The following is a 15522-nucleotide window of genomic DNA, read 5'->3' as shown; positions in this document are numbered from 1 at the left end:
TATGGCAATTGTTGTGCCAAAGAACCGGCGACCAGTTTTTCCGCCAAATCACGACTTTAAAGAAGGAAGCCAAGGCCAAGTGTGAACGTGTGTATACCAACACGCTGCTCTGTGTCGCTGCGTAGACACTGCGATGACTGCCGGGTTCCTTTTTGCGGGGACTTATCGATGAACTGGTTGGCCGGGAAATTGCAGTCTATCGGGTGGATTTTCGATCACCTTAGTAGTTCGCTGTCTGCAATGCAGAGCAAGGCAAGGTCTGGTTTTGTAACTAGATTCGCAGCAAATGCAAGATGCGGGTGTAAAAGACGCGGGCCAACGGTTCCGGGCCGTGGGAGTGGACACGAATTATGAATTCTTCCCGAATGATCACGCTCTTTGCCGAGTTGCCTGTCGCGCGCAGGGGCCCGTCTTCCTTTGTGATCTCCATGCTGCTGCATGGCGTAGTTGTTGGTCTGGTGGCTCTCGGACTAAGGCATATGCCGCGAGTCGACGATCGACCGATCGCCGAGCGCTATTCGATGCGGCTGATGAATCTGCGTTGGGAAGAGCCGCAGATACGACGTGCTGCTGCAGGAGGAGGTGTGGCCTATCCTGGCCGGAGAGCGCTGGCGCATGCGATTGCATCCAGCGGCGGCATGTCGCCTGCCTCCGCCTCGCAAGAACTCGCACCCCTGATTGCTGCGCCACAGACGCTGGTGCAGCCGGATGTTCCTCCCAATCTTCTGTTGCCGAAGGAAAATCCGCTGCCCTCTGTTTTGGTGTGGTCTCCGGAGAACTCGCCGGTCAAGAGAATTATTCCGCCCCCGCCGCAGGAGGCAATGGTGACAAATGTTCGGCCCGCCTTTATCCGACCTAATCATGAAGTGAACCTGGCGGATGTGAAGATTTCGCCGACCGCCTTTGTCACGGAGAGGCTGACGCTCCCGCCGAGCACGACTTCTCCCATTGTTATTCGCGGTCCGGAGTTGCCCAGGCAGGTTCCGCAAACTGCATCGAAGCCCGCGGAGCCGCCGACGCCTGCGCGGGTAATGTCTCTCTCCGATCTCCAGGTGCGCGAGGGAATGATCGCATTGCCGCTCGCGAATCAGGTTACGCCTGCGACTTCGTTGGGAGTGCTGGGACCGGGACGGTTGCATGGTTCGGCGCAGGCGGGCAGCGGAGACTCGCAAAGCGGCAATGGCAATCAGGCGAGCAAACAAAATGGAACTGGTGCAGGGCAGGGCTCCGGCGATAAAGGAGAAAGCCTGGCCGCTGACGGAGGATCTGGCGGGAACACAGGCGCGAATTCTGGTAAGGGTCAGGGATCAGGTCAGGGACGGAATCAGGGGCTGGGATCCGATGCTGGATCGGGCACGGGATCTAACGCTGGTGGGAATGCAGGATCGAGCGCAGGCGGAGGTTTGGGAAGCGGGCCCTCGGTCTCCCGCATCACTGTATCGAAAGACGGCAAATTTGGAGTTGTTGTGGTGGGTTCTTCACTGGCGGAGAGGTATCCGGAGACCGTCGGGTTGTGGGGCGGCAGACTTGCGTACACCGTATATCTCCACGTAGGTCTGAACAAGAGTTGGATTCTGCAGTATGCAGTGCCGCGCGCAGCGGAAGCAGCCGCCGCAGGCAACGTCGTGCGCCCGGATGCGCCGTGGCCATATGACATCGTGCGACCCAATCTCACAGAGAATGACTTCAATGCGGAGGCCATCATGGTTCACGGCATTGTGAGTCTGGCAGGGCGCTTCGAGCAATTGTCGGTTCTATTTCCGGCAGAGTTTGCGCAGGCAAAGTTCGTAATTGACTCGCTGCGGCAGTGGCAATTCAAGCCCGCCATGCAGAATGGTCAAGCTGCCGCGGTCGAGGTGCTGTTGATTATCCCGGAGCAAACGGAATAGAGTCTGCTCCGGAAGAATCGCTTTGCTCGGGGCCCGAAGCCCGGTTCGTGACATTTCCGATCAGTTGACCAACGCGACCTCGCTGACGATCGCACTGGGGAACGGATCCAGATTCATCTGAATGGTGCCACCGCCACCTAGTTGAAGGACATCCACAATGATCTCGCCCTGGATGAGCGTTCCGCTTCCCGAGTTACCCCAGACATCAACCTCCTGGTAGTGGGTCGGGGCGGTGAGCATAGTATCTCTTGTGTTCGTCAGGTAGAGGGTGCCGATCAGAGTCATTGCGCCGCCTCCCCCAAGAGAGTGCGCTTTCGAACCGGTGTTTGCACCGGAAGTATGATCCTGAAAAAACAAGATGCCCTTATAAATAGAGGAGTCTGGCGAACCTATCAGGTAGGTTGAGCCATTGGCCCCGATGTTGATCTGGCCAACCCCCGTGTTGTAAATCAAGACTCCTCCGTTCAAGGCCGTCCCATCCCATCCAGTGTTGGTGCCGGTTGGGCCGTCAACGAATCCCGTAACCGTGGTCAGGTTGCAGTTGGCTGTGCAGGTGAAACCACCATTCTGGATGTAGTAGATTCCCGGTTTCATCAGGGCCGTCGTATCTTTAAGTGAGATCCCGGTTGGAAACTTTCCCGGAGTTAGAACCGTGCAGCCATGCGGGCCAGCCGTTGCCGGGCAAATTCCTTGGCCAGCGTTAAGCGTCTGGTTCTGCGTGCCTGTTACGCCGGGGATCGGCGGCGCATCAACTTTGGCCAGCGGATCCTTCATTGGCGAGGATGGCTGCACATAATGTCCTGTCGTGCCCAGGCTTATGGCACTTGGCGCCGGTGGAGCAGGGTATCCATAAACTCCGAAATCCGCACCAGTCCCGGAACTACATTTCCCATCATCCTTTGGGCCAGCCTTGGAGAGATCTACCTTCGCGCTGCCCCCGAAGTGGGCTGCCCCGCCGCCGCCGCAAGCACCACCGGAGCAGGAGTTTACCTGAATGCTCTTGGGCGGACCACCGCAAATCTGGACCGTAGGATTGCCCTGCAACGAAAGAGCGCTTGGCAGCGAGGGGTGATTGATGATGATCGGGACCGGGGAATAGACATCGACGATTCCCGCCATGGCTGTGGCTTTCACCGTGGTTGCGGTTGCACCGAGCAGGCGCATAAGTGTTGTATCCACATTTCGCTGCACCGTAGCACGAATAAGGTTGACTGGATAGCCGGCCGAGAATGCCACGCCCGGCGCGGCGGTGTCAGGAGGGAAGTCGATGGTCACGGTGTCGCTGGTCGAGCTGCCAAATCCGTTCAAGTTCGCATAGGCGCACGGAGTCTTTGCATCCGTCGTTCCGCAGGTGAAGGTCGATGTGGGGAAGGCGGCGGCTCCGCTGTTGTTGGTGGAATCGAAGATACTCATAATCCCGGCTTGTGCAGCAGCGTCTGCGGCAGTCTGCGCCATCTGGCGCTGCGCGTAGATGTGAGCGCCATCGACTCCGAGTCCTACGGCGGCAAGCAGAAAGATGCTCATCGCAAGGACGACAAGAATGACGGCCTGACCTTCTTCTCCATGACCTACTGCCTGGTTGCGCATAGGATGAAGCTCCTCAAAACGTGATAATTCCTTTGCTGATGCTCCCCATTGTTGTGCTCAACATCGTATTGAAGAACGAGACGAGGGGATCGTACGGATATGTAACCTTGACAGTGACAGAGGATCCCGCGGTGTTGGTGCTGTCTGGATAGGAAACGGTGATCGTGAGCCTGCTGGTATCGAGCAGGCCGGCGCTGGCGAAGTTTTTGACTACGGTTTCCACCTGCGTGGTGCTGCCCGGTCCGCTTGGTCCGTTCACTCCGCTGCCGGTTCGCTCTCCGCCGTGGACGATCGCGTACCTGGCTCCGGCGCGCGCCGCGTTGGCCACAGTGGTATATACAAGGACCATGCGGCCCATCTCCACGATGCTGAGGAGCACTACAACGAACATGAGAGCGACCAGGCTGAATTCGATCAGACTGCTGCCCTGGTCCATTTTCAATCGCCCGGCGCGTGTTCTCATTGGATCGACCTCATCACAGCCCGCCGGTGAACCGTAGTCGGCGGTATGGTCGCGTAGATGTTGAGGTTGGGGAATTGAAATCCTGCCGGGATAAAGGGCCGATAGGTATAGGTCACGTCGACGGTAGTCAGCACATAGGCTCCGGGCTCTGGATCGGCAGGAACCGAAGCGCAAGTTCCCTGAAGCGTGGTGATCAACCCATTGTTCTGCTGGCAGATGCTCACCACAAGGCTGGAGCGATTCAGCAGAGAGGAGATGTCCTGGGTGATCAGGCTGTTGATCATGCTTGCACTTGGCGTCGACACGGGGCCGACCGAGGCGCCACCGAGGATTCCGTAATTCACCCCCGCGCGCGCGGCGTTTGCGACGGTAATCCAGGCGAAGAAGAATCCCCCAAAGTTGACCACGTTGACGACCAGCAGGAATAACAAGGGCAGAAGGAGGATGTATTCAATCAGGGCCTGGCCTTTGCACTCCTGAAGATGTTGAAGGAATTTGCCGAGAGTTTTCTTATCCGTTTTGTTGGGCATCGTTGGTTTTTCCGCTACGACAAATGCGAGGCCTACGCCATCCTCGCCAAATCGGACAACCTTCGCGTCCACGGCGATGGCTTGTTCTGATCCGACGACGGGGGTGCCGGTTTGCTGCAGAGTCATGGTGACCAGCGTGCCTGGGTACCAGCGATCTTCCGTCTTCAGATAGAGTCCTGTCGAACTGATATCCCGAACGTCGTGCCCCAACGGGGGTGTGCCATTCCAATAGAACGCAACCAGCTGTGGCGACTGGTGTCGCTCGGCACGGCGCCGGTCTGGAGTCAGAAGTTTTTGAAACCAATTCTTGAATGACACCATTGTTTACCTGCGTTCACTCGGTCACGCCGCTAAGATTCGCCACAGTACTTTTTTTTAACCGATTCTCTATTTCCTCCGCTCTGCAGATCACCAACTGATCGCCGGCCTGAGTCTGTGAGGAATAGATTGTGTGCGTCGGCAGTTCCAATACACTGGCGGCCTGCGTGCGCAAGGGAGCGATGCGAAATGTAGGGAAGTACTCGATGATGTGGATGACTCGATGATCTTTGTCCAGATAGATCAGATCCAGAGGGAATAACACTCCCAGGGTGTGGACGCCACGCGACGGCACCACCCAGATGCCCTCATCGAACTTGAGCCGTAGCCGTCCAATCAACCCTCTAAGGCGTGCGAAGATGGTATCGGCAGCAGCAACCTTCAGGCCGAGGAAACACTCGCGGGTCTGGTTATATACGCAGTACGTCGGTCTATCCATCTTGGTCTCCCGCGCTCGGCGAGTGCCCTGTAATCGGGCGGAGTTTTTAGATACCTCTTCATTGCTGAATTCAAGTCGTCATGCATTCCTTTCTCGGACATCGTCGGGCGGCCAGTACGCCTTACGTTGGTCAGGAACGGAGGGGGCCCTACACCGGCCGAAATTCGACTTGGGCAAGACACGTGTCAGGTGAAACCGACAGCGCAAGCACCGGAGCTCCCCAGCAAGCAAGCCTGCTGGGGTAGAAGTCGGATTTCGTTTAGCGTCCAGGACCCACCAGCCAACGGTCCGGTTAGCGAACCCGTGTGCGACGGCGCTGGATCAGAATGACCAGCACGACGACGAAGAGCACGCCAGCAACAACTCTGATGATCGTGACATTATCCACGTCAATTCTCCCTTCTTTCAGTGGTTGAGATATTTCTGAAACGACTCGGACATAATAATGAGCGCAGGACCCAGGGTGACCAGAAACAGCGAGGGGAAGATGAAAAAGACCAACGGAAAGATCAGCTTGACCGTGGTCTTTGCGGCTTGCTCCTCCACTCTCTGGCGGCGCTGGGTTCTGAGGGTCTCAGAATGTATGCGTAGCGTTTTGGCGATGCTCGTTCCGAACTGCTCGGATTGAGCCAGGACGGACACGAGATTGCGTACGCTTTCTACGCCGGTTCGGTCCGCAAAGTTTTTCCAGGCATCGGAACGCGGGCGTCCCGCGCGCTGCTCCAATACAACGACGGTTAGCTCATCGCAAATATCCGGGTGAGCCTGCTCCAATTCTTCGGTTGTGCGCGCGGTTGCCTGGTCCAGACCAAGCCCGGCCTCAATACAGATCACCAGCAGATCCAGGACATCCGCCAGGCCGGTTCGAATTCGCGATTGCCGGCTAGAAATCTGCCGGCCCAGCCAGAAATCCGGTGCCAGAAAGCCGAACCCGAGAGCTGCGGCATAGGCGAACAGAGGGCTCTGGTGCCCAATCCCAGTGATGAGAACCAAAAGGCAGAGAGCCAGAGGAAGCAATACCTTGACGCCATAGAAATATCTCATTGCCGCGTCGCTGCGGAAGCCGGCACGGATCAAACGTTGTCGCATGATGGAGACTTCTGCCTGGCTCTTCGGCAGAATGCGCTCGGCCTGTTCGACGACGCCCCGTAGCGAGGAACTTGTGTGCTCAATGGTGTTCTGCAGCAGGCCTCGCTTCTCGCGCGGTGTGATCACCAAGGCGATGCGCTGAAGCATTGCCTCCCGGTAGAAAAGGAGCAGACCACCGCTCCCAATCAGCAGGAAGACCACTAAGAATGCGAAGAACGCCAATGCCATAACTCACCTTGAAAAACCTGGGATCAAACTTCCATGTTGACGATCTTGCGAATGATGAGAGCGCCGGTGATCGTCATGCCCGTCGCGGTATAGAGAAGCTTGATGCCAATCGGACGCTTCCACAAAAGGCTCATGGTGTCCGGGTTCACGAGATACAGGGCTACTCCGAGCACGAGCGGCAGAAAAGAGAGAATCCATCCGGTTAAGCGACCCTGTGCGGTATACACGCGAACCTGTTGTTTCAGACGGAATCGCTCGCGAATCAGCTGGGCAGCCTTATCCAGCACTTCGGCAAGATTTCCTCCGCTCTCCTTCTGAATCAGGATGCCGGTAGTGACGATTTTCAGATCCTGTAGAGGAACACGTGTGACCAGGTTCGCCATGGCCGTTCTCAGTTCCAGGCCATAGTTTTGCTCGTCGAAACAAATGCGGAATTCGGTGCCGACCGGGTCGGGACACTCACGCGAAACCAAACCCAGGGAAGATACAAGGCTATGACCGGCACGGAGTGCGGTCACCATCATATCCAGCGCCTCTGGCAGGCCCTGTTCAAATTTGTGGAAGCGCTGGTTGCGCTTGTAGAGCAGGAACGCAAAGGGCGCGAAGCTCAAGAAGAAGCCAACGAGCAGTCCAAAGAGGACGCTTTGCGTACGCAGGTTTATCAGATAGGCAGGGACAACAAAGCAGACGGCAGAACCGAGCAGCATGCCTCCAACGGACCACTTGAGGTTGGCTTGATAGAGCAGCTGTCGCATGCGCGATGCGATCTTCATCTTCAGTAGCCAGCGATGAATCCACGGCACGGCGCTGAATAGTTCATCTTTCCGAACATTCACGATCTGATCGCGCGAATTTAACGTGTCGGTAGCTAGCGCCGACTCGAGCGCCGCTAGCGTTTGCTTGGCTTGTTGCGTGGTGCTCGTTCCGCCTGCCAGCAGAAGCAGCGAGAGAACCACGAAACTACCTGAGAATACAAGCACCAGAACCAATAGCATCTTTCTTAGCCCTCGACTTTCTCAGTTCACCTCGAGCGTTTGCTCGAAGAGATTCGGTGACAGAAAGATTCCCGATATACGAAGTTGTTCGAGGAACTTCGGGCGAATACGGCTCGGCTCAAATGCGCCGATGACCTTGCCATCCGGCCCGATCCCTTTCTTCTTGAAGCTGAAGATTTCCTGCATGCTAATGATGTTTTCTTCCATGCCAGTGATCTCGGAGATGCTGACTACTTTGCGCGTGCCATCGCTCATGCGGGAAGCCTGAACCACGATGGCGATCGCCGAGGTCATCTGCTGGCGGATCGTTCGCTCAGGAAGATTAAAGTTGGTCATCGCCACCATCGACTCAAGTCTGCTCAGGGCATCGCGCGGCGTGTTGGCGTGAATCGTGGTCATGGAGCCTTCGTGACCGGTGTTCATTGCCTGCAGCATATCGAAGGCTTCTTCTCCGCGGACCTCGCCGATGATGATGCGGTCAGGCCGCATGCGGAGGCTGTTGATGAGCAGTTGACGCTGGCGGATCGCTCCCTGTCCTTCTACATTCGGAGGCCGAGTCTCCAGGCGCACGATATTTTTCTGTGCGAGCTGCAGTTCGGCAGCATCTTCAATCGTCACCAGACGTTCGTTCGGCGGGATGTACTGCGACAGAATGTTGAGCAATGTGGTCTTTCCGGCGCCAGTGCCACCGGAGATCAGGATGCTGATGCGTGCGCGTACCGCAGCAGCCAGCATCTCCAGCATCTCCGGCGAGACACTCTTCAGGGCCACGAGTTGATCCGCGCCGACGGGGCCGGTGCCGAAGCGGCGAATGGACAACGCTGGGCCGTCGAGGGCAAGCGGTGGAATGATGGCGTTGACACGAGAGCCATCCGGCAGCCGGGCATCGACCATCGGAGAGGACTCGTCCACTCTGCGGCCCACACGCGACACGATGCGATCGATGATCTGTAGTAGATGGCGGTCGTCGCGAAATGCGGTGTCAACTTGCTGCAGGATACCGCCACGCTCAATGAAGACGTGGTTCTTGTCGTTCACGAGGATGTCGGAGATCTTTGGATCGCTAAGCAGCGGCTCCAATGGGCCAAGGCCGAAGACTTCATCGAGCAATTGCGTCTGGATTTTTTCTTGTTCGCCAAAGCTGAGCGGCACCCGCTGGCCGTTGATGATCTCGTGAACCATGGAGGCGACGGCCTGCCGCGCCTGGCTGGAATTGACAAGGGAGAGCTTCTCCAGATCCAGCTTCGAGATCAGGGCTTTGTGTATGTCGGCTTTGAACTTATCAAAATTCAGTTGTTCCACGCGATCCCATCCGTATAGTTGGACTTCATCCGAATAAGGTGAACCGGTTCTTCTTTTCCCCATGCGCAGGCATGCCACAGGCGGTTCTTGCCATCTGCCGGATGATTCGTGATATTGGCGAATCCCCAAGTGCCAGAGGGGTGGCAGTGTTCTGCGCCCGTCGAGCTGCAGGGAAATCTCCCGGAATCTTCCATTCGGCCGGACGTGTAAGCGCCTTCGTAATATGTTCTTCATCGATGCCCAGTGTGCGCGGTGAATAGCGGTTGAGCACGATCTGGAGTTTGTTTTCGCCGGTGTTGAAGAATTCCGAAATCAGGCGATTGGAGTTGCGCAGTTCAGGGATACTGATCTGCGTCACGAGGTAGATGGCGGCGGCTTCGTTGAAGATGGCTTTGCTGATCATGCCCAACCTCGATCCGGCATCGACAACCACGTAGTCAAAGTCCTGCCGGGTTACGGCCAGCAGTTTCTCGACAGCCTCCTCCGGCGCGTGGATCTCGGTGTATCTATCCGGAGCCGCGAGCACAGACAGCCCCGAGCCATGCTTGGTTAACAATGTCGAGAGAAAGTTGGAGTCCAGACGATTGAAATTCTGCAGGGCATTTACGGTGGAGTACTTCGGAGTCAGCCCGAGATCCAGGGCGGCGTCCCCCAGCGGAAGGTGGAGGTCAACCAGCAAGCTGTTGCGGTTGCACTCCTGAGCAAGAGCAACGGCAAAGTTGCTGGCGATGGTGGTAACTCCAGAGCCTCCTTTAGCGCCGACAAATACCAGCAGCTTGCCTGGTGCCTTCTTTGGCGGCCGGGCGGCCGGACGGCGAACCGAGGCGCGAACCAGGGCCTCTGCGATTGTGCTCGGAGCGATGGGCTGGGTGAGATACTCACGCGCACCGGCACGCATGCAGCGCACCAGCATCTCCGAATCGGACTGCGCTGAATAGACCATGACCGTCGCGGAGCCATTGCCGCAGATAGATTCGACGAGGTCGAGGGCGTGCTCTGGATTACTATCCAGGTCGACGATAATGACGTCGTAATCGTTCTCCAGCAACCGGGGCACATCGTCCAGGCCAGGGTAGGAAGAAAACTCTCGCGTCACGCTGGCCTGTGGTCCTGCCAAAGCTCGGGCCACCGCCTTGCGGCGGTGTTCTTCTGGACCAATCAACGCAACAGATAATACGTTGGTACCTAAGGCGTCGGGATCTTGTGTAGGGGTTGACATCACGAAATTCACTCCGCCGGGTTGAAGATGGTTAGACTTATTGCCGTTGTAGTCGCCATGCTGCATCTATAGGTCCTCAACGCGAGAAAAAGGAAACGAGTGTGCCGATTGCGATTGCAGGAGCGTACGGCATTTTGCGCGCCACGGGGTTATCGAGCACTAACTCCGGATGGGGACGCATACCGCGTTGCTTCAGACCAAAGATGAGATCGCCGGTGCCACTGAACAGGTCGCCGAGAAATCCTCCAGCGGCGGCCCAGCATAGCGCCATGATGCCTCCAGTAATGCCGGTGACGACCAGCGCAGTCGTCAATTGAGCAGGCCCAATCCAGGCGCCGATCGCCGCGCATAGCTTCACGTCGCCCATTCCCATGCCACCCATCCAGGCAAGAACGCCGAGGAGCAGTGCGCCTAATGCCAGCCCGAAGAAACTCTGCACAACCCCCGGCCATCCGTGGAGCGTGCCGGAGACAATGACTCCCGCGATCAGGAAGGGGAATACCAGCCAATTGGGGATGCGGCGGCTCCGCAGATCCGTGAAGGTAGCCACTGCGAGAACGAGCAACGTTGGCCACCAGGCAATGGAGTGCATCGGCAGTCCCTTTCTCCCCCAATCAGGGAATAACTCTTTCCCCTTTCAGGGAATGTTTGGAGGGAATGCAATTCTCCATCCAAATCCAACGGAAGCAGGGAAAGCCTGAATTCAGGACGTTAAGGAGCTTCAGCCTCGGGGAGGTGTGTACGGCTGTTTACACGGGGCATTGCGGAGTGAAGCGGCGCATACACAACCTGGCGGGATTGCGATGCCAGCACAGGGAACAGTGGCGGCATATACGAGAGGGAGCCGATGAGGAAGTCCTGTCCTTGTAAGCGGACGGTGCGCAGACTCTCTGCCGGCAGTTTCTGCTTCACCTGTTGCAGGTACTCCTGGTAGGCAACATCTCCGCCGGGAAGCGGGAAGAGGATGAAGCGGGAATATGGCGCACCAGGCAATCCAGTAAGGAGAGATGTGTCGCGTTCGTGCATGGAGAAGATGCGGGTTCCTTCTCGCAATTTAACTTCGGGATACTCAACGGTGAGATAGCCGGGAAGATAGTAGCCTGCGTGGCGGTAGCCGAGGAAATGCGAATCGAAGCCGAGGAGCACAGTGTCTTTGGGCGATCCAAGCTGAGGAACCGCCGCCTGAATTCTCTCTAACTCGGCCTCAAAGCGGCGCACCGAGCTATAGGAGCAATAGAGCGGGGACAGAAGAAAGATGAGGACATTGATCGAAGCACATAGAGCAACTGTTGCCAGTTTGAACGGCTTGCGAAGAGTAGCCCTGTCATACCACTCCGAAGACCACAATCCCAGCCAGATGCAGGCTGGAGGCACGAGCAACAGGAGATAACCGCTGTTGACGAATTTGAGGAAGATCAAAGTGAAGAAGCAGAGTGCTGGAGTTACCCACACCGCGGTGAAGACCTTTTTGCGGCGGGCATCGGGGAGGGGGCGATGTGTGCGCCCCAGAGGGGCCAAGGCCGCGGCTCCGAAGTATAGGAAGTAGATAAAGACTATGGTGCAGGCCCGCGCCACAGAGGTAGCAGGAGAAGAATTGAAAACCGTGTCCTTCGAAGGCACCAATTGCCACAGAGATAGCAGTGCTCCGAAGTAGGTCGCGAATCCATGGCTGGCGCGGATCATGGGGAAGAACCATGCGGCGAGAGTCACAACGCACGCTGTTAACCCAACAAGCTTCCTCTGTAGTGGAGCCTCTCGGAGCGAGAAGAGAAAGAGCGGACCCAGAAAGAGAAGGGAAGACGGACGCACTCCGGCAGAGATTCCCAAAATAAATCCGGCCGGTGCGATCAGGGCCAGGTTCCCGCAGATCACGCGCCAGCATAGATAGCCCAATAGTGCGGAAAAGAAGGCTTCGACACTGTAGGTCAGTGCCACCGTCCCATGAAACCAGGCGAGGGGAGACAGCAGGAACAGGACTCCGGCAAAGCGCGCTGCGCTAAGTCCAAACCAGTCCAAAGTCATTCGGTAGACGAGAAGGGCCACCCCGCAACTCGCAGCGATGCTGAGCAGAACGAGCGCGAGATTGGCATTATGGACCACGGTATTCAACAAGCGCCCCAGATAGATATAGAGCGGATATCCGGGAGGATGGGGCTGGTGGACGCGAGGATCGAAGCGTTGGATCGCCAGCGCAAAATTTACGGAGTCAATGTCATAGAGATCGTGGCTGCGAAAGAGGTAGCGAGAAACGACAACCGCGCTTGCCAGAAGCAACGGCTCCGGGTGACTTCTGGAGATCATGCTGGAATGATTGCAAGCGAGTGGCCATTGCTATGGAAGTCAGGGATTGCGATAACTAAAGTGTAACTATCGTTGATATATATGATAAGTAACTAGGAAGTTTGTCTCAAGGCAAGTTACTGAAAATGCACTATAAGTTACGAAAAATACATCGACATTTTCATTTGGAAGGAACAATATCAATTCTCATTTCGTTACGTAGGCTTGACTCACGGATATGGAATGCGAGCCACGACGAATGGAGAGTCCGAATGATTCGCATTGGACTATATTCTGAAGACCGTACTTTGCAGCCACTTCTGTCCTCTGCCTTGGGGAAGGAGTTCCAAATACTTCTCGAATCGAGTGAGGAAGGAGTCCATCGCCTGCTCTCTACAAGGAGCTGCGATGCGATGATTCTGGATCTTGATTCGAGTCAGCCCTCGTTGGTGGAGCGGATAGCATGCTCCCGGAGGATCGCGTCTCAAATTTCCTCGGTCATCATGGCCGACGATGGCGTTCGTTCGACAGCTGTCGAACTGGTTCGGCAAGGGGCTTTCAGCTATTGCCGCAAGCCGCCATCCATTCGGGATTTGAAGACACAATTGCGTCGTGCGTACGAGAACTCCTCGCTCAAGCGAGAGTTGGAGACAGTGCAGGAGCGCCTGAAGGTAGCCAGCCGCTGCGACGGATTATTGGGATCGAGCCCGCAGATGCGGCAGGTCTATGATCTCGTTCGGCGTGTGGCGAACCTGAATGCCTCGGTGCTTGTAACCGGGGAAAGCGGGACCGGCAAAGAGTTGATCGCGCGCGCCATCCACAATATGGGCTCTCGTTCGGAGCGGCCGTTTGTGGCGGTATCCTGCGGTGCCATCCCTGAAACGCTAATCGAGGCTGAGTTATTCGGCCATGAGAAAGGCGCATTCACCGGTACAGTTGGCGCACGAGAGGGCTACCTGGAGCAGGTCGGCGACGGTACGCTTTTCCTCGACGAAATCGGGGAACTCAGCTTATCGACGCAAGTGAAGTTTCTGCGTCTGCTACAGCAGCGCGAATTCAGCCGCCTGGGCAGCAACCGGCTTATCCCATTGCGGGCACGGCTGGTTTTCGCCACCCACCAGGATCTGTGCGAGATGGTGGCTCAAGGTAAGTTCCGCCAGGATCTCTATTATCGAATTAATGTAATGCGGATTCAGGCGCCGTCTCTCCAGGAGCATGTGGAAGACATTGAGGAACTTGCCACGCATTTTCTGTTGAAGTACTCCGAGCTATATCAAAAGCCAATGACGAACATCGAGCCGGATGCGATGGCGTTGCTGCAATCCTATCCATGGCCTGGGAATGTCCGTGAGTTGGAAAATGTAATTCAACAGTCCATCATCCTCGCGGATGGAGAGAGCCTGCGGGCGGAGGATCTTCCCCCACACCTGCAAGAGGAGAGTGTCGTCAGCATCGGCGACTATCAACCTGCTGGTTCCTTCGAGCGGCAGCTGAGAGACTACAAGGTGCAACTGGCGATGACCGCCGTGCGGGAGAATAACGGGAACAAGACGCTGGCAGCTCGCAGCCTGTGCATTTCCAGGGCTTATTTATATCGGCTGATCCGGTTCGCTGAACCTCGTTCAATATTGGATTTGGATGAGGGCCGTCAAGTCGAGTCAGCATGAGCACGGCATCCCTGGTTGACGAGCGCGCGGCGATTCCAGTGCACGTTCGCATGATGCGGCGAGTATTCTCTTTTCCGGTCCTGCTGGCCGCGCTTCTGGTCGTTCTTGCTGTGCTGACGGTGCGATCGCGTTTTGATGACCCGGATCTATGGTGGCATCTAAAGACCGGCGAGATCATCTGGGCGACCCATACGATCCCAACCACGGATTCTTTCTCCTACACGACGAACCATCATGCGTATATTCCCCATGAATGGCTCTCGCAGGTGCTTATCTATGGCGCCTACCGTGCGGGTGGATACCGTGGCCTGATGCTTTGGCTTTGTTTTTTCACTTCCTCGGTGCTCGTCGCCGGATATGTGCTGTGTTCTCTCTATGGAGGGAACACAAAGGTGAGCTTTGTTGGGGCTGTGGCCCTTTGGCTCTTTGCCACGGTAGGGTTCTCCATAAGGCCGCAGATGATCGGCTATTTCTTGTTGATCGTCGAATTGCTGCTGCTACACCTGGGGCGAACGCGCAGCGCGCGCTGGTTCTTTGGACTGCCGGTGCTGTTTGCCGTATGGGTGAACTGTCACGGCTCCTTTTTCCTCGGCCTGATTCTGGCGGGGACTATCCTCTTCGCTTCCTTTTTCGATTTCCGCTTGGGCTCCCTTGTGGCGTCTGCCTGGAATCCGCGGCAGCGACGGATGCTTATGCTGGCGTTGATTCTGTCAGTTGTGGCGTTGTGCGTGAATCCCATTGGGGTACGACAGATTTTCTATCCCATCGACACCATGCTGCATCAGCCGATCAACCTGAGCGCGGTGCAAGAGTGGCATCCACTGCAGTTGACGAGCATACGCGGCGTTGCCTTGATGGCAGTGCTGGCGTGCATCTTTCTAATCGCGATTGTGCGACGATCGGAATTGTTTTGGCATGAACTTCTGATATTGGCCATGGGGACCTGGTTGGCTGTCAGCCATGAACGTATGCTCTTTGTGTTCGGAATATTGGCTGCGCCTATTCTGTCGCGCTCGCTCTCGACCTCGTGGGAGGGATACAACCCCGAGCAGGATCGCCCTCTGGTCAACGCGGCTCTTCTCGCGGCATCCCTGGGGATCGCGTTCCTGATGTTCCCCAGCCGGCAGGATCTGGTTCGTCAAGTGGATCAGCAGAGTCCTGCGAAGGCAGTGGAATTCATCAAAAGCCATCACGTTTCCGGCAGGATGCTGAATGAGTACGTCTACGGGGGATACTTGATCTGGGCCGCACCGGAGCATCCTGTATTTATAGATGGGCGTGCCGACGTCTTCGAATGGACGGGCGTCCTGGAAGCATACGGAAACTGGGCGACTCTGGAGAGCGATCCGAATGTGCTGCTCGATAAGTACAGAATCGATTTCTGCCTGTTAACCAGGCAATCGCCCATGGCAAGAGTTCTGCGGCTGCTGCCTCCATGGCGGGTCGTCTACTCAGATGACCAGTCGATCATTTTTCTGCGATCCGCAGCCTTAAGTCCTGCTTCCTAAGTCTCTAT

13 protein-coding genes are annotated in these 15522 nt (G+C 56.5%); 3 read left to right on the top strand and 10 right to left on the bottom strand.

Annotation, left to right across the window (positions count from 1 at the left end):
- Window positions 1–350 precede the first annotated feature (350 nt).
- On the top strand, window positions 351–1889 hold the full coding sequence (locus VM554_03680; protein HVJ07457.1) for a hypothetical protein: 1539 nt from the start codon (window positions 351–353) through the stop codon (window positions 1887–1889).
- Between the two features lie 60 nt (window positions 1890–1949).
- Here the strand turns inward: VM554_03680 and VM554_03675 are convergent, their stop codons facing one another.
- From VM554_03675 to VM554_03630, 10 genes are all read right to left on the bottom strand, one after another.
- The gene (locus VM554_03675) at window positions 1950–3476 is read right to left on the bottom strand and encodes a pilus assembly protein TadG-related protein (GenBank protein HVJ07456.1); all 1527 of its coding nucleotides are present in this window, start codon (window positions 3474–3476) and stop codon (window positions 1950–1952) included.
- Window positions 3477–3489: 13 nt separating this feature from the next.
- The gene (locus VM554_03670) at window positions 3490–3939 is read right to left on the bottom strand and encodes a TadE/TadG family type IV pilus assembly protein (protein ID HVJ07455.1); all 450 of its coding nucleotides are present in this window, start codon (window positions 3937–3939) and stop codon (window positions 3490–3492) included.
- On the bottom strand, window positions 3936–4790 hold the full coding sequence (locus VM554_03665) for a PilZ domain-containing protein (GenBank protein ID HVJ07454.1): 855 nt from the start codon (window positions 4788–4790) through the stop codon (window positions 3936–3938). Before VM554_03665 ends, VM554_03670 begins: the two co-directional genes overlap by 4 nt.
- 13 nt (window positions 4791–4803) lie before the next feature.
- Window positions 4804–5226, bottom strand: coding sequence for a DUF192 domain-containing protein (locus VM554_03660; GenBank protein ID HVJ07453.1), 423 nt, complete (start codon window positions 5224–5226; stop codon window positions 4804–4806).
- 405 nt (window positions 5227–5631) lie between these two features.
- Window positions 5632–6543 carry a type II secretion system F family protein gene (locus tag VM554_03655; GenBank protein HVJ07452.1) on the bottom strand — a complete coding sequence of 304 codons (912 nt, stop codon included), beginning with the start codon at window positions 6541–6543 and terminating at the stop codon, window positions 5632–5634.
- Between the two features lie 23 nt (window positions 6544–6566).
- Window positions 6567–7499 carry a type II secretion system F family protein gene (locus VM554_03650; protein ID HVJ07451.1) on the bottom strand — a complete coding sequence of 311 codons (933 nt, stop codon included), beginning with the start codon at window positions 7497–7499 and terminating at the stop codon, window positions 6567–6569.
- Between the two features lie 60 nt (window positions 7500–7559).
- A complete protein-coding gene (locus VM554_03645; GenBank protein HVJ07450.1) occupies window positions 7560–8840 on the bottom strand; it encodes a CpaF family protein in 1281 nt (426 codons plus the stop codon).
- 25 nt (window positions 8841–8865) lie between these two features.
- On the bottom strand, window positions 8866–10059 hold the full coding sequence (locus tag VM554_03640; GenBank protein ID HVJ07449.1) for an AAA family ATPase: 1194 nt from the start codon (window positions 10057–10059) through the stop codon (window positions 8866–8868).
- A gap of 76 nt (window positions 10060–10135) precedes the next feature.
- Complete coding sequence (locus VM554_03635) at window positions 10136–10651, bottom strand: A24 family peptidase (GenBank protein ID HVJ07448.1); 516 nt, start codon at window positions 10649–10651, stop codon at window positions 10136–10138.
- A 119-nt stretch (window positions 10652–10770) separates the two neighbouring features.
- Complete coding sequence (locus VM554_03630) at window positions 10771–12360, bottom strand: DUF2723 domain-containing protein (protein HVJ07447.1); 1590 nt, start codon at window positions 12358–12360, stop codon at window positions 10771–10773.
- A gap of 392 nt (window positions 12361–12752) precedes the next feature.
- Here VM554_03630 and VM554_03625 point away from each other — a divergent pair, with 392 nt between their 5' ends.
- Together VM554_03625 and VM554_03620 are read left to right on the top strand one after the other, a co-directional pair.
- Window positions 12753–14006 (top strand): sigma-54 dependent transcriptional regulator, encoded by a 1254-nt coding sequence (locus VM554_03625; GenBank protein ID HVJ07446.1) that lies wholly within the window; start codon window positions 12753–12755, stop codon window positions 14004–14006.
- Window positions 14003–15514, top strand: a complete 1512-nt coding sequence (locus tag VM554_03620) for a hypothetical protein (protein HVJ07445.1) — start codon at window positions 14003–14005, stop codon at window positions 15512–15514. Before VM554_03625 ends, VM554_03620 begins: the two co-directional genes overlap by 4 nt.
- Window positions 15515–15522 lie beyond the last annotated feature (8 nt).

Origin of the sequence: Acidisarcina sp., assembly GCA_035539175.1 — a bacterium.
Lineage (GTDB): Bacteria > Acidobacteriota > Terriglobia > Terriglobales > Acidobacteriaceae > JANXZS01.
The sequence above is the reverse complement of the archived record's forward strand: the minus strand, read 5'-3'. Positions and strand labels throughout refer to the sequence as shown.